The sequence below is a fragment of the Bacillus sp. AFS031507 genome, assembly GCF_002584635.1.
GTDB lineage: Bacteria > Bacillota > Bacilli > Bacillales > Cytobacillaceae > Neobacillus.
Map to the genome: position 1 here is coordinate 39171 of NZ_NUOW01000025.1, position 21778 is coordinate 60948.

At 39.4% G+C, this 21778-nt stretch carries 19 protein-coding genes and 2 riboswitches; all 19 genes read left to right on the forward strand.

Features of this window, described 5'->3' with window-relative positions; all coding sequences use genetic code 11:
- The first annotated feature begins 21 nt into the window (after nucleotides 1-21).
- The 19 genes from thiC (at nucleotide 22) to COE25_RS30950 (ending at nucleotide 21750) form a co-directional block, all read left to right on the forward strand.
- Entirely contained in the window at nucleotides 22-1806 is a 1785-nt protein-coding gene (gene thiC / locus COE25_RS21585; RefSeq protein ID WP_098934085.1) for a phosphomethylpyrimidine synthase ThiC, read from the forward strand.
- Nucleotides 1807-2282: 476 nt separating this feature from the next.
- On the forward strand, nucleotides 2283-2780 hold the full coding sequence (locus tag COE25_RS21590) for a TRAP transporter small permease (protein ID WP_098934086.1): 498 nt from the start codon (nucleotides 2283-2285) through the stop codon (nucleotides 2778-2780).
- Nucleotide 2781: 1 nt separating this feature from the next.
- Nucleotides 2782-4077 (forward strand): TRAP transporter large permease, encoded by a 1296-nt coding sequence (locus COE25_RS21595; protein ID WP_098934087.1) that lies wholly within the window; start codon nucleotides 2782-2784, stop codon nucleotides 4075-4077.
- Nucleotides 4078-4131: 54 nt separating this feature from the next.
- The gene (locus COE25_RS21600) at nucleotides 4132-5157 is read left to right on the forward strand and encodes a TRAP transporter substrate-binding protein (RefSeq protein WP_098934088.1); all 1026 of its coding nucleotides are present in this window, start codon (nucleotides 4132-4134) and stop codon (nucleotides 5155-5157) included.
- 99 nt (nucleotides 5158-5256) lie between these two features.
- Nucleotides 5257-7095 (forward strand): sensor histidine kinase, encoded by a 1839-nt coding sequence (locus COE25_RS21605; protein WP_218964336.1) that lies wholly within the window; start codon nucleotides 5257-5259, stop codon nucleotides 7093-7095.
- The gene (locus COE25_RS21610; protein WP_098934089.1) at nucleotides 7092-7859 is read left to right on the forward strand and encodes a response regulator transcription factor; all 768 of its coding nucleotides are present in this window, start codon (nucleotides 7092-7094) and stop codon (nucleotides 7857-7859) included. The genes COE25_RS21605 and COE25_RS21610 overlap by 4 nt, the downstream gene beginning before the upstream one ends.
- A 390-nt stretch (nucleotides 7860-8249) precedes the next feature.
- A riboswitch (glycine riboswitch) is annotated at nucleotides 8250-8349 on the forward strand.
- 345 nt (nucleotides 8350-8694) lie between these two features.
- On the forward strand, nucleotides 8695-10083 hold the full coding sequence (locus COE25_RS21615) for an amino acid permease (protein WP_088088218.1): 1389 nt from the start codon (nucleotides 8695-8697) through the stop codon (nucleotides 10081-10083).
- Between the two features lie 112 nt (nucleotides 10084-10195).
- Nucleotides 10196-10298, forward strand: a riboswitch (glycine riboswitch).
- Nucleotides 10299-10540: 242 nt separating this feature from the next.
- Nucleotides 10541-11791, forward strand: a complete 1251-nt coding sequence (glyA, locus tag COE25_RS21620) for a serine hydroxymethyltransferase (RefSeq protein WP_098934090.1) — start codon at nucleotides 10541-10543, stop codon at nucleotides 11789-11791.
- Between the two features lie 15 nt (nucleotides 11792-11806).
- Complete coding sequence (locus COE25_RS21625) at nucleotides 11807-12319, forward strand: serine dehydratase beta chain (RefSeq protein ID WP_098934091.1); 513 nt, start codon at nucleotides 11807-11809, stop codon at nucleotides 12317-12319.
- Nucleotides 12319-13200 carry an L-serine ammonia-lyase, iron-sulfur-dependent, subunit alpha gene (gene sdaAA, locus COE25_RS21630; protein WP_098934092.1) on the forward strand — a complete coding sequence of 294 codons (882 nt, stop codon included), beginning with the start codon at nucleotides 12319-12321 and terminating at the stop codon, nucleotides 13198-13200. Before COE25_RS21625 ends, sdaAA begins: the two co-directional genes overlap by 1 nt.
- Nucleotides 13201-13215: 15 nt before the next feature.
- Nucleotides 13216-14328: a glycine cleavage system aminomethyltransferase GcvT gene (gene gcvT, locus COE25_RS21635; protein WP_098934093.1), complete on the forward strand. Its 1113-nt coding sequence runs from the start codon at nucleotides 13216-13218 to the stop codon at nucleotides 14326-14328.
- A gap of 126 nt (nucleotides 14329-14454) precedes the next feature.
- A complete protein-coding gene (gcvH, locus tag COE25_RS21640) occupies nucleotides 14455-14850 on the forward strand; it encodes a glycine cleavage system protein GcvH (protein ID WP_098934094.1) in 396 nt (131 codons plus the stop codon).
- A gap of 1 nt (nucleotide 14851) precedes the next feature.
- Entirely contained in the window at nucleotides 14852-16204 is a 1353-nt protein-coding gene (gene gcvPA, locus COE25_RS21645; protein WP_098934095.1) for an aminomethyl-transferring glycine dehydrogenase subunit GcvPA, read from the forward strand.
- Nucleotides 16197-17681 carry an aminomethyl-transferring glycine dehydrogenase subunit GcvPB gene (gene gcvPB, locus COE25_RS21650; RefSeq protein ID WP_098934096.1) on the forward strand — a complete coding sequence of 495 codons (1485 nt, stop codon included), beginning with the start codon at nucleotides 16197-16199 and terminating at the stop codon, nucleotides 17679-17681. The genes gcvPA and gcvPB overlap by 8 nt, the downstream gene beginning before the upstream one ends.
- A 123-nt stretch (nucleotides 17682-17804) precedes the next feature.
- Nucleotides 17805-18683 (forward strand): lipoyl synthase, encoded by an 879-nt coding sequence (gene lipA, locus COE25_RS21655; protein ID WP_098934097.1) that lies wholly within the window; start codon nucleotides 17805-17807, stop codon nucleotides 18681-18683.
- A 31-nt stretch (nucleotides 18684-18714) separates the two neighbouring features.
- On the forward strand, nucleotides 18715-19017 hold the full coding sequence (locus COE25_RS21660) for an iron-sulfur cluster biosynthesis family protein (protein ID WP_088088209.1): 303 nt from the start codon (nucleotides 18715-18717) through the stop codon (nucleotides 19015-19017).
- A gap of 114 nt (nucleotides 19018-19131) precedes the next feature.
- A complete protein-coding gene (gene lpdA, locus COE25_RS21665; protein ID WP_098934098.1) occupies nucleotides 19132-20532 on the forward strand; it encodes a dihydrolipoyl dehydrogenase in 1401 nt (466 codons plus the stop codon).
- 39 nt (nucleotides 20533-20571) lie between these two features.
- A complete protein-coding gene (gene purU, locus COE25_RS21670; protein ID WP_088088207.1) occupies nucleotides 20572-21441 on the forward strand; it encodes a formyltetrahydrofolate deformylase in 870 nt (289 codons plus the stop codon).
- Nucleotides 21442-21582: 141 nt separating this feature from the next.
- The gene (locus COE25_RS30950; protein WP_179195873.1) at nucleotides 21583-21750 is read left to right on the forward strand and encodes a hypothetical protein; all 168 of its coding nucleotides are present in this window, start codon (nucleotides 21583-21585) and stop codon (nucleotides 21748-21750) included.
- The last annotated feature ends 28 nt before the right edge of the window (nucleotides 21751-21778 follow it).

Genomic DNA, 21778 nt, shown 5'->3' on the forward strand with positions numbered 1-21778 from the left:
CAAAAAAAGGAGAGATGTATTATGTCAACGACTTCATTAAACGAACAAAATATTTCCATCATGTCAAGTTTTCCAGGAAGTAAAAAAGTATATGTAACAGGTTCGAGATCCGACATTAAAGTACCAATGCGTGAAATTGAGTTAAGCCCGACAACGGGTGCGTTTGGAGAAGAGGAAAACCTTCCAGTTCGCGTCTATGATACAAGCGGTCCTTATACGGATCTAAATTATTCTGTTGATATTACAAAAGGTCTTCCTGCCATTCGAAGCACATGGATTCATGAACGAGCAGATGTTGAAGAATACGAAGGTAGAGAAATTAAACCTGAAGATAATGGGTATAACGATCAAAATGATCCTCGTGCCAATCATAACGTGTTTCCTGGTTTAAAGCGCAAACCAGTACGTGCAAAAAAAGGGAAAAATGTCACACAGCTTCATTATGCTAAAAAGGGAATTATTACTCCTGAAATGGAGTTTATCGCCATAAGGGAAAATATGAAACCTGAATTTGTGCGTGATGAAGTGGCAAAAGGTCGAGCGATTATTCCTTCTAATATCAATCATCCAGAGTCAGAACCTATGATAATAGGACGTAATTTTCATGTTAAAATTAATGCGAATATCGGTAACTCGGCTGTTTCATCCTCCATCGAACAAGAGGTTGAAAAAATGACATGGGCGACGCGCTGGGGTGCTGATAATATTATGGATCTATCAACAGGTAAAAACATTCATACAACAAGGGAATGGATTGTTCGAAACTCAGCAGTTCCTGTCGGCACCGTCCCCATTTATCAAGCACTTGAAAAAGTAAATGGTGTTGCTGAAGATCTTACATGGGAGGTTTACCGTGATACCTTGATCGAACAAGCGGAGCAAGGTGTTGATTACTTCACAATTCATGCTGGTGTTCTTTTACGATATGTTCCATTAACGGCAAAACGGTTAACAGGTATTGTATCCCGCGGTGGATCAATCATGGCACAATGGTGTTTACACCACCATAAAGAAAGCTTTTTATATACTCACTTTGAAGAAATCTGCGAAATAATGAAATCATATGATGTTGCATTCTCTTTAGGGGATGGTTTACGTCCTGGGTCTATTGCAGATGCGAATGATGAAGCACAGTTTGCAGAATTAGAGACTCTTGGAGAGCTAACAAAAATTGCTTGGGAACATGATGTACAAGTGATGATCGAAGGACCTGGACATGTACCTATGCACCTAATTAAAGAAAATATGGATAAACAACTAGAAGTGTGTCAGGAAGCACCATTCTACACACTTGGACCTCTTACGACTGATATAGCACCTGGTTATGATCACATTACATCTGCTATTGGGGCTGCAATGATTGGTTGGTATGGGACAGCTATGCTTTGTTATGTAACGCCTAAAGAACATTTAGGTTTACCGAATAGAGAGGATGTTCGTGTAGGGGTTATTACTTACAAAATTGCCGCCCATGCTGCTGATTTGGCAAAAGGACATCCAGGAGCACAAAAAAGAGATGATGCCTTATCAAAAGCTCGTTTTGAATTCCGTTGGAGAGATCAGTTTAATTTATCTTTAGATCCTGAACGAGCAATAGAATATCATGATGAAACCTTACCTGCGGAAGGTGCAAAAACAGCACATTTCTGTTCAATGTGTGGACCAAAATTTTGTAGCATGAGAATCTCTCAAGATATTCGTAATTATGCGAAAGAAAACAAACTTGATACGAAGGAAGCTATTGAAACAGGTATGAAGGAAAAAGCTAAGGAGTTTAAACAATCTGGGGGCAGCATATATCAGTAACTTTCCTGGCTTGTGACTGGCACATTTTCTGTGGTAATCAAAAATTTTGCGGGACAGATCTGAAACATAGTATAGAAAAAGGCACAACTAGCAAATATAGCCTAGTTGTGCCTTTTTGCGTGCAATCTTCCGAATGTCCTCGATAAGAACCGACCCCAAGGTCTATGAATTTATATAATGCAACACTACTGATGCTATTTATAATATTCCTCTACGGTCTCGGAATCACTACTAGAATTGATAGAGCCTATTTTTTTAACCAGTTGATGGAATACCGTTAACATGGTAAGTTTAATATTAATATATATTTAATTCGTTTATTAAACTTATAAAAACTAGTAAATAGTTTCAAATAGAAAGGATTTCAAATTCCACCTAAAAAAATCACAAATTATCCTAAAAAAAGAACATTCAAAAACATTCAAAAGATTCATAAAATGAGAGACAGGAAAACGTTTTCAAATGGGGGGAATCAAATGAATGTAATCAAAAAAGTAGGTCTAGTCATCGATGCCATTTTTGAAAAATTCACACTACTATCGTTAATTGCTTTAATTTTTGTCGTCACCCTACAAGTTTTTACCAGGAAATTATTTAATTTTGTTTTCTTTTGGTCAGAGGAAGTTACTCTTTTGTTACTAGCTTGGTTTGCCTTTATGGCCATTGCGGTGGGATTTCGAGAGTATATCCATTTAGGCATTGATTCTTTCACGAATCTATTTCCTAAAAGTTTTAATAAAGTTTTAGATAAAATTATCAGTGCCTCTATTTTTGCCTTCGGATTATACTTGGTGATCCAGGGCTGGGACTTCACGGTATTGATGATGGATTCAACCCTGCCGGCGACAAAATGGCCGAGTAGTATCACTTATGCGGTTATGCCTGTCACTGGTGTGATGATTTGTGTATATTCGCTTTTGCAATTCTTTAACATTAACACCACTCGTCACAAAGAGATAGAGGAGGGTATGTAACTTGGACAGCAACACAATTGGGATCATTATCTTACTATCAAGCTTTGTTATTTTAATCTTACTTCGTTTTCCCATTGCCCTAACGCTGATTGCCTCGTCATTACTGACGGTTATCTATCTAGGTATACCTCTTCCGGTAGTGGGCCAGCAAATGATTCAAGGGATGAATTCCTTTTCTTTACTTGCGATTCCGTTCTTTATTTTGACAGGACAAATTATGAGTGAGGGCGGCCTTGCGACTCGAATTGTGAATCTGGCAAGTTTAATGGTTGGCAGAATTCGCGGTGGGCTCGCCATGGTTAACAGTGTAGCTGCATTGTTCTTTGGAAATATCTCTGGTTCTGCCGTCGCCGACGTTTCTTCTGTTGGTTCAGTTATGATTCCGATGATGAAAAAGAAGGGATACGAAGCAGACTATGCAGTGGGAGTAACGATTGCATCGGCCATTCAAGGTGTGGTAGTTCCGCCGAGTCATAATCTTGTTTTATATTCCTTAGCAGCAGGTGGTGTTTCCATCGCCAGTTTATTTATGGCTGGGATTGTTCCTGGATTTATTATGTTAATTTCCTTAATGATCACAGGTTACATTATTGCTAGAAAACGAGGCTACCAAAAAGCGGACCCTGTTCCAAAGTCAGAAATTGGCGGGATCCTTCTACATGGACTTTTATCCTTAAGCCCAGCAGTCATTATTTTGGGCGGGATTATGAGTGGCTGGTTTACAGCAACGGAATCTGGGGCATTAGCTTGTTTGTATTCTTTTATTCTAGCGTTTGTTGTCTATAGGGAAGCAAAATTTTCTAATGTATGGAAAATATTAACCCGGACGATGAGAACTGTTTCGATGGTATTTTTCTTAATAGCAGCATCCGCTTCGTTTGGCTGGATATTAGCTTACCTGAAAATTCCTTCAATGGTAACGAACTTATTTTTAAGTGTTTCTGATAACCCGATTATTATTCTATTAATTATTAATATTTTGTTGCTTCTCCTTGGAGCACCAATGGACATGGCACCAATGATTTTAATTATGACACCTATTCTTCTTCCAGTTGTAACCAGCTTTGGAATGGATCCGGTGCATTTCGGAATCGTCCTGATTTTAAATGCTGGGATTGGCCTTTTAACGCCGCCTGTAGGAACCGTTTTGTTCGTTGGATGTGCGATAGGTAAGGTCTCGATACAACAAGGGACAAAAGCAATGATGCCATTTTTCTATGCTTTACTAATTGTTCTGTTGGTTATTACCTATATTCCTGAGGTAGTCCTTTGGCTTCCTAATATGTTAGTCAAGTAACCGAAGGAAAGGTGAAAATAAAAAAATATAATTTTTTAAGGGAGGGTTACAAGAATGAAGAAAAAAAAGATTACAGGAATTCTTGCAGCAACGCTTTTAATGGGTAGCATCCTAGCTGCCTGTGGGAAAGAAGCAACGACGGGTACAAAAGATGGGGGTTCGAAAGCTGAGGAACCTAAATATACGTTCCGGTTGGCAGATAATCAGCCGCCAGATTATCCAACCGTTGTTGGAGACAAAAAGTTTGCCGAATTGGTTGATGAAAGAACAGATGGCCGAATTAAAATTGAGGTATTTCCATCTGCCCAATTAGGGGATGAAAAATCCGTGTTGGAACAGGTTCAGCTTGGAGCAATTGAGTTCACAAGAATCAATTCCAGTCCACTTGCCGAGTTCAATGATCAGTTCACTGCACTAGGACTCCCATATGTATTCGAAAGCGAAGAACACTTATGGAATTTTCTTAACGGTGAAATGGGTACAAAATTGTTAGATGGTTTAGAGCAGTCAAAAATGAAAGGGCTTGCTTATTATGATTCTGGGTCACGTAGTTTTTATTCTACTAAACCACTAAAAGGTGTAAAGGACTTAAAGGGGCAAAAAATCCGTGTGCAGCAGAGTAAAATCAATATTGATTTCATGGCAGCTCTTGGGGCAAGTGCGACACCAATGCCATATGGCGAGGTATTCAGTGCGCTGCAAACAGGAATCATTGATGGTGCAGAAAATAACATCCCAAGCTTAGACTCTTCTAACCATTATCAAGAAGCGAAAAACTTTATTTTAGACCATCATCAACGGATCCCTGAAGTCCTGCTTATTAGTAAAGCAGCATGGGATAAGCTTTCAGAAAAGGATCAAAAAATTGTGAAACAAGCAGCACTTGATTCCGTTCAAGCTCAAAGAGAAGAATGGGATAAGTGGGAAGAACGTTCTACTAAGAAACTGAAAGAGGCAGGAGTTACCTTCACTGAGGTTGATGATATTACACCTTGGAAAGACGCTGTTAAATCCATGGTTGATAAATATTCAAAAGATTATAAAGAGGTAATGGATGCCATTGAAAAAGCACGTCCATAATCTATAGCTGGCAGTAAGCCTAGTTGGTGAATATATCCATTTACCAGCTAGGTCTTTTCTGTTTAAAAAATCACTAATAGATAGGAATGAATAACAACAATGATGAAGTGGTGGAGAAAAATCGCAGAATTCCTTGAACGATACATCCTCTTAAAAAATCAATCACTGATGATAAAGCTCTGCGTTTTCTCCAGTTTTCTGGTTATTTTTCCAGTCATTTCAGTTGGAGTTATTTCATACAATCGATCATCGGTTGAACTTGAAAATGTACTTAGACAATCGAGCAGCCAAGTAATTGATCAAGTAGAGACACATATCGAATATTATTTACAAGATTTTGAGATTACCAGTCTAAAAATTATCAACTCTCCTGAATTATCGAGCCTTTTGAAATTGAAAACGTCAGAAAATAGAGATCAATTTATTGAACCAACTCGTAACACCCTTAAAGAAGCAGAATACTCAAGAGCAGATATAACAAATATCACTATACTACTTAATAACAATCAGGTTATTGATACTCTTGGAAATAGAAATTTCTATCCTGCTGCGAAAATGAAAGAGGAATATTGGTATTCGTCAGTCCCACTTAATGGGATGAGTATGTTAGTTATGAGAAAGTTAAAATTAGAAAATAAGGAACAGCCTGTCATTTCACTAGTAAGGAGACTTTATAATCCCCAGACTCTCTTACCTGTAGGCATGCTTATTATTGATATCAATTTCAGAAGAATTGAAGAAATCTCTAACAAGGTAACAATCAGTAAAAATGGCTATTTTTCCATTTTAGATGCGAACGGGCATTATATTTACCATCCTGACTACTTAAAACTCGGGAAAAGGGTTGAATTCAAACAACTTTCAAACCTGAAAACAGAAGGAAGCAGCACGGAAATTTTAGAAAATGAACGGAGAGATTTTGTTACCTATACTTTCTCTCGAAACCTCGGCTGGAGGTTTCTATCGGCAGTCCCATACCGAGATTTGACGGGGGGAATCGTTCAAATTGAAAAAGCCATATCCTTAACCATTCTTGTCTCTTTGATCATTGCCTATTTGATCGGGTTCGGATTCGCCACAAGCATCATTCGGCCCATCCGTCGTCTGCAACATTTTATGAAGGAAGTTGAAATTGGAAAATTAGACGGCAGAGTCCGAGTGGATTCTAATGATGAAATCGGACAACTGACTGCTGGTTTTAATAATACAGTTGAGAAACTATCCAATCTACTTGAAGAAGTATACGTCTCTAAGTTAAAGGAAGCAGAAATGTCACTTAAACAAAAAGAAGTCGAATTAAAAATGCTGCAATCACAAATGAATCCCCACTTTTTATACAATTCTCTTGAAACTATAAGGGGTATGGCATTGGAAGAAAATCAGGAAAATATTGCAACCATGTCTTTCTCACTTGGAAAACTACTTCGGTATAATCTAAATAATCATTCATCTACCGTGAGTTTTAGAGAAGAAGTGAATTTTTGTGAAATGTATCTGCAGATTCAAAAGTTTCGCTTTGAGGACCGTTTTGAGTACATGTTTGATATTCCTCAATGGGTAATGGAACTGGAAATGGTAAAATTTTCCCTCCAGCCGTTGGTTGAGAATTGTTTTGTTCATGGTTTTGGTCCTAATACTAGAAAATTAAAAATTGTGATATCAGCTTTCCGTCATTCTGAATCTTCCGTTGTTATTCGCATTTCCGATACTGGTGAAGGAATAAAGGATCATATTTTAGAAGAAATCAAGAAAAGAATGGACTTAAAAACGGCCACTAGTGATGGGAAAAATATAGGAATCGTAAATGTTCATCAAAGAATTCATTATTTGTTTGGACCCGAGTATGGAATAACCATTCAAAGTGAACAGGGTTCAGGGACTGAGGTATTGATCCATTTACCGATACTAGATCATCATGTGGAGGAGGAGAGAGTATGAAGAAAAATATCTTGTTGGTTGATGATGAGAGATGGGTTCGAACAGCTCTTAAGTGGACGATAAACAAGTTGAAGCTTCCTTTGCAAGTGGTCCACGAATGTGAAAACGGGTTAGAAGCGCTCGACTGGATTAAGCATAATGATGCAGATCTAGTGTTAACGGATATTCGAATGCCGATAATGGACGGGCTTTCGTTAGTAAAAGAATTGAGTCAATTGAAGAAGAAACAGGATGTCATTGTGATCAGTGTTCATGACGAGTTTCAATTTGTTCAACATGCGATTCGAACAGGGGTAACCGATTATCTTCTAAAACCAGTAGAGGAAACCGAGTTAAAAGATTGCCTTGAAAAGTGGCTAGAAATGAAATCAAAAGAAGAGACAAAAAGGAATACTCCAAAAAATGAGGATGAAAATCTTCCTTCCTCAACGATCGAAAAGGTTTTGCAGTATTTAGAAAAAACACCATTAGACCAAATTACACTGAAAGATGCGGCAGAATCTGTCCATATGAATCCTAGTTATCTTAGTCAATTATTCAAACAACAGCTGAACAAAAAGTTTGTCGATTATATTACCGAGCTGCGAATTGAGGAAAGCAAACGTTTGTTACTAAAAACAACCTTACGATTAGCTGAAATTGCTGAGAGAGTTGGATACTCGGATTTAGCTTATTTTAGTAACAACTTTAAGAGGCTTACAGGCTTTTCACCATCAGAGTTTCGAAAATCAGCGCTTGTAAAGGTACCGGAAAAAACTCCATAAAGGTCGACGGGCCAAGATCTAGTTTTTGGCTTTTTTTTTTTGATTGATTTAAGTTTGCGCTTAATTTATATCAATTTTGCGTTCTTATATGTTTTAAAGCTAGGACTTTAGCTATGGGTATATATATCTGAATGTTTTAAATCTTAAAAAATACAAATTCACCTAAAATGATACGTTTATGATTTAACTAGTTTTACACTTTTTTGTAAGTATTTAAATAGGAAATCGGGGGAGAAATAGAATGAAACTATTTTCAAAAAAATCATCAACAAGTGTCTGATAACAATGCCCTCTATATTTCTAAAAAATTATAATAATATTTAAATTCAGAAAATTCATTTGACATCATGCTTTCGATAGATTAGGATTTAATTATATTAATAATTGCGGATGAGTATTGTGGGAGAGACTAAACGCATCGTTTAGCACCGAAGGAGCAAGTCCCAAAAATTGGGCTCAATCTCTCAGGTAAAAGGACCACAATAGGACGCGTCTCTGGAGAGCGCCATGTGCCACCAAAGGAGTTATACTCTCAGGTAAAAGGACAGAGGAAAATGGGGAACGCCTATTTTTCTCTGTCCTTTTTTTTGTGGAGAAAAATAGTAAGAAACAAAAAAGGAGGAGTTAAAGACAAAACTAATAATTGGAGAGGCGCATCATGATTGTCCTGTTGAATATATATTTTTTAGAAAAATGTAAGCGCTTATTTATGCCTAATTGACTAAATAAATATTAAACTTTCATTGGGATCCATTTGCAATTATTGATTTTACATATTATTTAAAGCCATCAAAAAATTGCAAACATCCTTGAAAAGTAGAGAGAGGGAATTCATATGCAGGAACAAACATTGTCAAGAGGATTAAAAAACAGGCACGTTCAACTTATCGCTATTGGCGGGGCTATCGGAACAGGATTATTTCTTGGAGCAGGTAAATCTATTCATTTAGCAGGTCCATCGATTTTATTTGCCTACTTGATTACAGGGGTCATTTGCTTTTTAATCATGCGCGCCCTTGGAGAACTGCTTTTATCCAATTTGAAATACCATTCTTTTGTTGACTTTGTAAGAGACTATTTAGGTAATATGGCAGCATTTATTACAGGCTGGACCTACTGGTTTTGCTGGATTTCAATTGCAATGGCGGATTTAACAGCAGTTGGTCTCTATACTCAGTTTTGGTTTCCAAGTGTACCACAGTGGATGCCAGGATTAATTGCACTAGTCGTTTTGCTCGTTATGAACCTTGCAACCGTAAAGCTTTTTGGCGAAATGGAATTCTGGTTCGCCTTAATTAAAGTTATTGCGATTCTTGCATTAATTGTTGTCGGAATTTTCATGATTATTAAAGGCTTTTCCACAAATTCAGGCGCATCCAGTTTCACGAATCTATGGAGTCACGGCGGCATGTTCCCAAATGGGATAAATGGCTTTATCCTCTCATTCCAGATGGTGGTGTTTGCGTTTGTTGGCATTGAACTTGTAGGACTAACTGCAGGTGAAACAGAAGACCCGGAAAAAGTTATCCCAAAAGCAATCAATAATATCCCTATTCGGGTATTAATTTTCTACATTGGCGCCCTTATTGTCATAATGAGTATTTATCCGTGGAACGCCATCAATCCAGAGAAAAGCCCATTCGTTCAAGTATTCGTGGCGGTTGGTATCGCTGCAGCTGCTGGTATCGTCAATTTTGTCGTTCTAACATCTGCAGCTTCGGCATGTAACAGCGCCATTTTCAGTACAAGCCGGATGGTATACTCACTTGCCAGAGATAAAAATGCACCTGTACCATTTGCAAAACTTACTTCTCGTCAGGTACCTTCCAATGCATTGTTCTTTTCCACTGTTGTTATTTTAATTGCCGTTGTGTTGAACTATGTAATGCCAGAAGGAGTATTTACGCTGATTACAAGTATTTCTACAGTATGTTTCATCTTTATTTGGGGTATTACTGTCGTCAGTCATTTGAAATACCGCAAAACCAGACCAGATCTTGCAAAAGTGAACAAATTTAAATTGCCGCTTTATCCATTTTCCAATTACTTAATCCTTGTCTTCCTAGCGTTCGTCCTTGTCGTACTTGCACTTGCGGAAGACACTCGTGTTGCCTTGTTCGTAACACCTGTTTGGTTTATCATGCTGATTGCGATTTATAAGATGTTGACAAAGAAGGCGGATTATGCGGATCAGGAGAATCAACAACAAGTAGCAGAAAATTAAGTGGCAACCCAAAAAAATGACTTTTATTAATAAATAATGTTTCCGCTTTCAAAAAAGCTTGACTTAGATTCCATTAACTATTATTCTGAAAATAATAAAAATAAATAAGCGGAAGATGATTGTGGGAGAGTGCAAGTTTACACGCCACCGAAGGAGCAAGTTCCAAAAAGACCCTTGGAACAAATCTCTCAGGTAGATGGAACCACAATTGGACGCAACTCTGGAGAGCGCGTATACAGTTTACGCCACCAAAGGGGAAGGTTCTTAATCGAACTTAAACTCTCAGGTAAAAGGACAGAGAAGGGTAGAAGAAAGCCATGTGCTACCCTTTTCTGTCCTTTTTTGCGTGCAAAAAAGTATGGTTTCGCTTCAGATTTTATCTTGGGAATAAACAGATAAAATCCGAGGTTAAACACTGATAGAGGTAGCTAATACAACGAATCAAGGGGGAAACGGTTTGAGTTTACAACAAAATGATTCAACTATTTTTGAAGCAATTAGGAAAGAGCAGCATCGTCAGCATCAAACATTGGAGTTGATCGCTTCTGAAAACTTCGTAAGCCAAGATGTTTTAGAAGCAATGGGAAGTGTGATGACGAACAAATATGCAGAAGGCTATCCAGGGAAGCGTTACTATGGCGGATGTGAATTTGTCGATGTGGCAGAACAAATAGCGATTGACCGCCTAACTCAGCTGTTTGGTGCTAAATATGCCAATGTTCAGCCTCACTCAGGTGCACAAGCAAATTTTGCTGTATTTTTCGCACTGCTTCAACCTGGTGATAAAGTGATGGGGATGAACCTCTCTCATGGCGGGCACTTAACGCACGGAAGTCCTGTTAGTGTTTCAGGAAAATGGTTTGAGGTAGTGTCCTATGGTGTGAGAGAAGATACTCAATTGATTGATTATGATGAACTGGAAGCGATCGCGAAAAAAGAAAAACCGAAATTGATCATTGCAGGTACAAGTGCTTACACTAGAACGATTGATTTTGCACGGTTTAGACAAATTGCTGATCAAGTTGGCGCAAAATTCATGGTAGATATGGCGCATATTGCGGGACTTGTTGCAGCAGGTCTTCATCCATCGCCGGTTCCATACGCAGATGTAGTAACGAGCACTACGCATAAAACGTTGCGAGGACCGCGCGGCGGCATTATTTTAACAAATGATGAAGAGATGATAAAAGTCATTAATAAATCGGTGTTCCCAGGGATTCAAGGCGGCCCGTTAATGCATATTATTGCAGCTAAGGCGGTTGCATTCAATGAAGCATTGCAGCCAAGCTTTAAGGAATATGCAAAACAAATCATTCTAAATGCCGACACACTAGGCAAAACATTAAAAAATGAAGGTGCAGCCCTTGTTTCTGGTGGAACGGATAATCATATCGTCCTTTTAGATTTACGTCCGTGGAATTTAACTGGAAAAGAAGCAGAAAAATTATTAGAAGAAGCAGGCATTACTGTAAATAAAAATACCATTCCATTTGATCCAGAAAAGCCGTTTGTTACGAGCGGTATTCGCATGGGAACAGCGGCTTTAACGACACGAGGTATGAAACAGGATGATATGGTGAAAATCGGGCAAGTTATCGCTGATGTTTTGAAGAGCAAAGGGGACAAAGCCGTACTTGAGAAAGCAAAAGAAACAACCAAAGCAATTTGTGGAGTCTATCCGTTATTTCAACAGGCAATCACAGTATAAGAAAGGGGTATGAGGATGGAATTTCAGAGTTGTTTTGACATTATTGGCCCGATTATGGTGGGACCGTCGAGTTCTCATACAGCAGGTGTCGTATCTATCGGGAAATTTATTTATGAACTGTTAGGAGAATGTCCACAAGAGGTCAAGATTGTATTTTATGATTCCTTTGCTGAAACTTATCAAGGACATGGAACAGATAAAGCACTTCTTGGCGGATTGCTTGGGATGGATACCGATGATACACGCATTAAACATTCATTGGAGTGGGCAAAAGAAGTTGGCATGCAGTACAATTTCGAATTTGAAGATATCTGTGACTACTATGACCACCCAAATACAACAATCGTGACAGTGAAACACGAAGATCGTGTTGTAAAGGTTGGCGGTGCATCACTTGGTGGAGGCTTATCAAAAATCTTTATGATTAACGAGAAGATGGTAGATATTCGTTTAAGTGCAGGCGATGACTTTACAGTCCTTGCTAGTTCTTATCAACCAAGAGGGAAAGTACTTATGGAGGCAATTTAATGAAGATACAGTCCATGAAAGAGCTGATTGAAGCTTGTGAAAGAGAACAAAAAACCATTGGTGAAATCATGTTGATGATGGAAACAGAAAAATCAGGAAGAGACCAAGAAACCATTATTAGCATGATGGAAGAGCGATTGATCAAAATGAAAGAAGCCGTTGATAGCGGTATAAAAGATGCCTCAACCGCACCGAGTGGAATTTCTGGCGGGGATGCCGTGAAAATGTATGATTACGTACATCAAGGTAAATCTCTGTCAGGTAGTTATGTAAGCAATGCAATGAGCTTTTCATTGGCAACTTCTGAAAGCAATGCACGGATGGGGGTTATTGTAGCCACTCCAACTGCTGGGGCAGCCGGTATTTTGCCTGGTGTATTGTTTTCGCTTCATAAAAATGATGGCACACCCTATAAAGATTTAGTCATGGGGTTGTTTACGGCAAGTATGCTTGGGTTTGTCATTGCAAACCGTTCGTTCATTTCAGGGGCGGCTGGAGGCTGCCAGGCAGAGGTAGGATCCGCAACAGCCATGGCCGCAGGAACAATCGTTGAGTTAAAAGGGGGCACGCCACAGCAAGCAGTGAATGCGACCGCCATTGCCATGAAGTCACTCTTGGGTTTAGTTTGTGATCCAGTAGCAGGTCTTGTTGAAGTGCCTTGCATAAAGCGAAATGTGATTGGAACCTCCATCGCATTTTCAGCGGCTGATATGTCTCTTGCTGGGATTGAAAGCCGCATTCCGTGTGATGAAGTGATTGAAGCGATGTATAGGGTCGGAAAAGATATGCCTCGGACACTTCGAGAAACTGCGCTTGGAGGTCTAGCAACGACAGAAACAGGTAAACAGGTGAAGGAACGACTATTTTGTCGGAAATCATAAGTAGGGGGTCTATCAATGGGGACAGCAACAGTATTAAAGCAAACACCACTTTTTGATATTTATGGAAAATCAGGTGCGAAGGTCATTGATTTTGGAGGCTGGGCATTGCCAGTACAGTTTTCCAGCATTTTAGATGAGCATGAGGCGGTTCGAACAAAAGCAGGTCTTTTTGATGTCTCACATATGGGTGAAGTGCTTGTTGAGGGCCAAGATGCAGAGAGTTACATTAACTACCTTGTCACTAACGATGTAACAAAGCTTAGTATCGATCAAGCACAATATACAGCAATGTGCTATCCAGACGGCGGAACAGTCGATGATTTATTAGTGTACAAATTAGCAGATGAAAAATATTTACTCGTCATTAATGCCGCAAACATTGAGAAAGATTATGAATGGATGAAGCAGCATGTAAAAGGTGATGTGACGCTCCAAAATATTTCGAATGACACTGCACAGCTTGCCATCCAAGGTCCAAAGGCAGAAGGTATTTTACAAAAGTTAACGGAAACAGATCTATCAGAAATTGGTCCATTTAAATTTGCTCAACATGTCAATCTGGACGGGATTACAGATGTGCTCGTATCTCGTACAGGTTATACAGGAGAAGATGGTTTTGAGCTTTATTTAGATGCTGCACAAGTCGAAGCACTTTGGGTAAAGCTTTTAGAAGTAGGAAGTGAGGATGGCTTAAAACCATGTGGCCTCGGTGCACGTGACACGCTTCGTTTAGAAGCACGTCTTGCACTATATGGTCAAGAGCTATTAAGTGATATTAGTCCCCTTGAAGCTGGAATCGGCTTTGCCGTAAAAACGAAAAAAGAAAGTGATTTTATCGGTAAATCCGTACTTTCAGCACAAAAAGAAGCCGGATTAAAACGAAAATTAGTAGGAATTGAGGTAACAGGCCGGGGGATTCCACGCCACGGTTATCAAGTAGTTTCAGAAGGTGGAGAGGCAATTGGTGTTGTTACTTCAGGAACCCAATCACCATCTTTAAAGAAAAGCATAGGCCTTGCACTAATATCCGCAGACCATGCAGAAGTGGGGACACTATTAAAAGTGGTAATCCGTAATAAACAGATTGATGCAGTTGTTGTAAAAACACCGTTCTATAAAAAGGGTTAATAGAGTGATAGAGTTCTCTGGTTAACTTGCACAAAGATGATAGGCAGGCCGACTGTTACGTAAACTTACATGAAATTAAGAACTGAATGATCAAACTTGAATTTACAATCGGAAGGAAGAGAAACCATGACAAAAGCAACAGCAACTTTACTATATAGCAAAGAACATGAGTGGGTATTACCATTAGACGGAAATCGAGTACGTATTGGAATCTCTGATTTTGCACAAAAGCAATTAGGAGATATTGTCTTTGTAGAAACCTTAGAAGTGGATGATGAAGTAACAGCGAATGAATCAATGGGTACCATCGAATCAGTAAAAGCAGTTTCTGACCTATACGCTCCTGTATCAGGTAAGGTTGTTACTGTAAACGAAGAGTTAGGAGATGCTCCTGAGACGATTAACGAACATCCATTTGAAGCAGGTTGGTTAGTAGAAGTGGAAATGTCCAATCCTGAAGAATTGGAATCACTTTTAAATGAAGATGCGTACCAAGCATTTATTAATGAAGGAGAGGAATAAAATGACTTCCACTTATCGATACCTCCCTGATACGAAACAAGATCAAGAGGAAATGCTTGCTTTTTTAAATATTTCTTCGATAGATGAGTTATTTGAAGATATTCCAGCTGAAATTCAACTAAAGGGTGAGCTGCCTATTCCAGAGGCAGTGCCTGAGCCGCTCCTTTTGAAAAAAATGAATCAACTTGCTTCCAAAAATAAAAATGCTAATCATTACCCAACCTTTCTTGGTGCAGGAACCTATGATCACTATATTCCAAGTGTGGTTAATCATATGATTTCACGGTCCGAATTTTACACAGCCTATACACCATACCAACCGGAAATCAGCCAAGGTGAATTACAGGCGATTTTTGAATTCCAAACCATGGTTTGTGAGCTGACAGGAATGGATGTGGCCAATTCTTCGATGTACGATGGCTTTACATCTCTTGCGGAAGCTGCATCACTTGCTGTTGCATCAACACGACGTTCCAAAGTACTTGTGTCAAAGGCAGTTCATCCTGAATCACGTGCCATCTTAAATACGGTAGCAGCTGGCCAAGGTTATATAGTTGAAGACGTCAATCTTACTGATGATGAGACAAGCTTAGTGAAGCTGCAAGGACAAATTGATAAAAACACTGCTGCTGTTATTGTTCAATACCCAAACTTTTTCGGTTCCATTGAGGATCTAGCAGAAATTAAGAATATTGCGGATACAAAAGGAGCGCTTTTCATTGTAAGCGCCAATCCATTGGCACTGGCACTCTTGCAGGCTCCTGGTAAACTTGGAGCAGACATTGTGATTGGGGATATGCAGCCATTAGGAATCCCGATGTCCTTCGGCGGCCCACACTGCGGTTATTTTACGGTAAGTAAGAAATTCATGCGAAAAATCCCAGGACGAATTGTCGGGCAAACGAAAGATGAAAAAGGACAACGCGGATTTGTATTAACCCTGCAAGCACGCGAACAACATATTCGCCGTGATAAAGCATCATCCAATATTTGTTCAAACCAAGCATTAAATGCACTTGCTTCTGCAGTTTGTATGAGTGCACTTGGAAAGCAAGGAATTCGTCAAATGGCCCAATTAAACTTTGAAAAAGCCGATTACATGGCAAAATCTCTAAATAAAAAAGGCTTTACCATTATGAATAAAGCGCCATTCTTTAATGAATTTGTTGTCAAGCTTCCTCGTCCGGTAAAGGAAGTCAATGCCAAACTTCTTGAGGCAGGTATCATCGGTGGGTTTGATTTAGGAACGGATTACGGTTTAGAAAATCAAATGCTACTAGCAGTAACAGAGCAGAGAACAAAAGAAGAGATTGACCAATTTATCGAGGTATTGGAGGAAGTTGTAAATGGTTGAATATAATGACCTAATTTTTGAAATCAGTCGTCAAGGACGTGTTGGATCAAGCCTTCCGGAAAGTGACGTTGATTCTGTTGATCTAAATGATAAACTTCCCAAGCATTTGATTCGTGACCTACCAGCCGAACTCCCGGAAGTATCAGAGTTGCAGCTTGTTCGCCATTACACAGCGCTTTCGAATAAAAACCATGGGATCGATAATGGCTTCTATCCACTTGGTTCTTGTACAATGAAGTACAATCCGAAAATTAATGAAGATGTAGCACGTTTGGAAGGGTTTAGCCGCATTCATCCATACCAGCCAACTGAAACAGTACAAGGCGCACTAGAGGTCTTATATGAATTACAGGAAGAGTTAGCTGTCATCACAGGAATGGATGCAGTGACTTTACAGCCTTCAGCAGGAGCTCAAGGTGAATGGACAGGGTTAATGATGGTCAAAGCCTACCATAAGCAAAAAGGAGAGGTGAGAACGAAAGTCCTTGTTCCAGACTCCGCACACGGAACAAACCCTGCAAGTGCATCGGTTGCCGGTTTTGAAACCATAACGATTCCATCCAATGAGCATGGGTTAGTCGACTTAGAAGAATTAAAGAAGCATGTAAATGATAATACAGCAGCACTGATGCTAACAAATCCAAATACTCTCGGCCTGTTTGAAAAAGAAATCGTAGAAATCGCTAAGGTTGTTCACGAAGCAGGCGGCTTATTATACTATGATGGAGCTAATGCGAATGCCATCTTAGGGAAATCTACTCCGGGTCAAATGGGCTTTGACATCGTGCACTTAAATCTTCATAAAACATTTACTACACCACATGGGGGCGGTGGCCCAGGTGCAGGTCCAGTCGGTGTAAAAGAGAAACTGATTCCGTTTTTACCAGTACCGCGAGTTGAGAAAGTGAATGAGGTATATGTGCTAGATTCTAACCAACCGCTATCGATCGGTCGAGTTAAAGGATATTATGGAAACTTCGGTATTCTATTACGTGCGTACACCTATATTCGCACAATGGGACCTGAGGGGTTACGTCAAGTGTCGGAAAGTGCAGTACTACATGCGAATTATCTGCGCAAAAAACTCGAGCCGTATTTTGAGGCACCGTATTCACAAATTTGTAAGCATGAATTTGTGTTATCTGGATCAAGACAGAAAAAACTTGGTGTAAGAACACTTGATATGGCCAAACGTCTGCTTGATTTTGGCTACCATCCACCTACCATCTACTTCCCGCTAAATGTGGAGGAATGTTTGATGATTGAACCGACAGAAACAGAGACAAAAGAAACACTAGATGCTTTTGCGGATGTCATGATTCAAATTGCAAAAGAAGTGGAAGAAAATCCAGGTGTCGTATTAGACGCACCACATACTACGGTTATTGGCCGATTGGATGAAGTACAGGCAGCTAGAACACCAATCTTGCGTTATACAAAAGAAGAAGCAGTAAAAAGAGAAACCGTAATGTCTTAAACGAATGGGTAAACATGAACCACTGAGAATGAAGATAAAGAGAAAATAAATTTTCTCACGATGTCATTCTCGGTGGTTTAATATAAACCAAAAACTTCATGACTGTTCATAGGAGTGGAAGATATGTCTATTGATTATGTTCGCAAACCGGAATGGCTAAAAATAAAATTAAATACGAATGAACAATATACTGGCCTAAAAAAAATGATGCGTGAAAAAAAGCTACATACGGTCTGTGAAGAAGCGAAATGCCCAAACATTCATGAATGCTGGGCTGAACGTAAAACTGCAACCTTTATGATTTTAGGAAGTGTATGCACGCGTGCCTGCCGATTCTGTGCGGTTCAAACAGGGCTGCCGACAGAGCTTGATTGGGAAGAGCCAGAACGTGTGGCTGGATCAGTGGAGCAGATGGGCTTAAAGCATGTCGTGATTACAGCGGTTGCTCGTGATGATTTAAAAGATGGAGGAGCCGGGGTATTTGCTGAAACGGTACGGGCAGTGAGACGCCGCAATCCATTCTGTAGCATTGAAGTCCTCCCATCCGATATGAAAGGTGAATATGACAACTTAAAAACATTAATGGATGCCAGGCCAGCCATTTTAAATCACAATATTGAGACAGTGAAACGTTTATCACCTAGAATTCGTTCACGGGCAACTTACGAACGTTCCCTTGAGTTTTTGAGACGAGCAAAAGTAATGAATGCTACTATTCCAACAAAATCAAGCATTATGATTGGTCTAGGAGAAACAAAAGAAGAAATTATAGAAACGATGGACGATCTTCGTGCAAACAATGTAGATATTATGACAATCGGTCAATATTTGCAACCAACCAAACATCATCTTAAAGTCCAAAAATATTGGAGTCCACAAGAGTTTGAAGAACTAAAGAACATTGCCATGTCAAAAGGCTTTAGTCACTGCGAAGCAGGTCCGCTCGTTCGCTCCTCTTATCATGCTGACGAACAGGTCAATGCAGCAAAAGCGAATGCGTAATCACTTAAAATAAGGGGAGAGAGGTCCAACTATGATAAAAATGACAAAAGAAGCCATGAACAAGCTAAAGGAAATGGTAGTCAATGGAGACCAGACTCCCCGTATTGACGCCGAAGTCGCTGGCGGATGTGGTATGACTGTTAAGTTTTCCATTGTATTTGATGAACCACGACGAAACGATTTTATCATTGAGATGGATGGGATTCAGATTTTGCTGGATCGTTTTACAAAACGCTATATAAATGAAGAAACACAAATCGATTATAGCGCTGAACACGGTTTTCTAGTTGGAGAAAGCTTTGCCTCTAGTGCATGTGCAATTGAAATTATTTAATAGGTACATTGTTGAGGTGTAATATGGAATGGAGTTTTGAACTGTTTTATGATGATATTAAACCAAGTTTTCCTATAGATATAATTACATATTTTTATTAAAGGAGACACGAAGATGACAAAAGAATATGATGTTGTTATTATCGGCGGCGGAACAGGTGGGTACGTTGCTGCCATTCGCGCTTCCCAATTAGGTTTAAAAGCGGCGGTTATTGAAAAAGGAAAAATCGGTGGAACATGCCTTCATGCTGGTTGTATCCCTAGTAAGGCTTTATTAAGAAGCGCAGAAGTGTACGCTCAAACAAAAAATGTAGATAAGTATGGTGTCATTGCCTCAGAAGTTGGACTTGATTTCTCAAAAGTACAGGCTCGGAAAGAAGAAATTACGGCTCAGCTATTTAAAGGTGTCCAACATTTAATGAAAAAAGGAAAGATCGATGTTTATGATGGGAAAGGTAGTATCTTGCAGTCAAACGATGTTCTAGTGGAATTGAATAATCAAGAAGAGGAAATCATTTTAAGCCCCCGGAATATTTTGATTGCAACAGGCTCTCGTCCAAGAACACTCCATGGCCTAGAAGTAGATGAAAGCTATGTGATGACATCGGATGAAGCCTTAAAAATGGAGACGCTTCCAAATTCGATTATTATTGTTGGGGGCGGAGTAATTGGAATCGAATGGGCATCGATGCTCGTGGACTTCGGATTACAAGTAACCGTACTTGAATATGCCGATCGTATATTACCAACAGAAGATCAAGATGTATCAAAGGAAATCCAGCGTTTAATGAAGAAAAAAGGTGTGAAAATCGTCACTAGTGCAAAAGTGCTGCCTGAGACACTTGAAAAAGGTGATGGTGTTTCGATTAAAGCGGAGCATAAAGGAAAAGAAACGCCATTTTCTGCGGATAAGCTTTTAGTTTCGGTAGGACGATTACCAAATACGGAAGGCCTTGGGCTTGAAAATACAACCATTGATCTGGATCGTGATTTAATAAAAACAAATGAGTTTTATCAAACGAATGAACCAAACATTTACGCTATAGGTGATGTGATTGGCGGCTTGCAGCTGGCCCATGTTGCCTCACATGAAGGGATCATCGCGATTGAACATATGGCAGGAGAAAACCCTGCACCACTTGATTCGACTCTTGTTTCAAAATGTGTATACAGCAGCCCAGAAGTAGCAAGTGTTGGGCTCACAGAAGTAGAAGCAAAGGGAAAAGGGTATCAAGTAAAAACTGGTAAATTTTCATTCCGTGCCATCGGAAAGGCATTGGTTTTTGGTGAATCAGATGGTTTTGTCAAACTCGTTGTTGAAGAAGGAACGAATAAGCTGTTAGGAGCCCATATGGTAGGTCCACATGTAACGGATATGATTACAGAAATAGGCCTAGCTCGTGTATTAAACGCAACCGCCATGGATATTGCTCATACGATCCATCCCCACCCGACATTGGCTGAAGCAATTGGTGAAGCCGCACTTGCGGTAGATGGAAAGGCAATTCATGCATAATACAACATCAATCATAACCCTAAGGATGGTGAAAGTGCAATGCACACAAAAGTAAAGCTGAACCGTGCAAAATTATTAATTTCTTGTCCAGAAAAGCCGGGGATTATCTCGACGGTAACGAATTTTTTATTAGAACACAAAGCGAATATTGTACATTTTGACCAACATACAACGGACCCACAAGCAGGAATATTCTTTATGCGGATCGAGTTTGATTTGGAAGAATTTGATTCTACATTTGAAAAACTTGAAAAAGATCTACATGTGATGGCGCGGGATTATGCTTTGGATTGGCAATTGAGCAGTAATGAAAGAAGAAAGCGAATGGCCATCTTTGTTTCCAAAGCGGACCACTGTCTCAGTGAGCTTTTATGGCGGTGGAAATCTAATGAAATTCCTGTGGATATCCCTATGGTGATCAGTAATCATACTGATTTAAAAGAATTGGTTGAGGGTTATGGCATCCCTTTTTATCATATCCCGCTGTCTCAAGAAACGAAAGGAGATGCCGAACAGAAAGCACTTGAACTATTGAAAGGGAAAGTAGATTTTATTGTTCTGGCCAGGTATATGCAAATTCTTTCTCCTAATTTCATTTCGCATTATCCTAAACAAATTATTAACATCCATCACTCATTCCTACCGGCTTTTGTTGGGGCAAATCCTTATGTAAGAGCGTTTAACCGAGGGGTGAAGTTAATAGGAGCAACTGCCCATTATGTAACAAATGATCTTGATGAAGGACCAATTATTGAACAAGATGTACAGCGTATTAATCATCGCTATACAGTAGCGGATTTAAAGACTGCGGGGCGTCATGTGGAAAAAAGAGTTCTCGCCGAAGCCGTTTCCTGGCATGTTGAAGATAAAGTACTTGTTCATGGTAATAAAACGATTGTATTTGCTTGAGTTGATTTCATAAGGCCCTGTTTAAATGATCATTTGGTATCGGATGATAGGAGCCTAAAAATGGCTGAAAAGAAAAGGAAGATGGGATATCGGGGGACTTTCGGAAACACATGTAAACGAAGATCCTAGGAGATGGTGCTAATGGCAGGAGATGAACATGTACTAGACTTTATTCATATCGTTTTAGCTATTCTTTGGATATTGATTTTTCTTCAAAATAAACGAAAGCGTACGTTAAAATACACACATATCATGCTGCTGCTTTTTGCCGTGGGTATATTACTTAATTCACTAGTGAAGTGGTCATAAAGGCTAACCTTCAAATTTGCAAATGAAA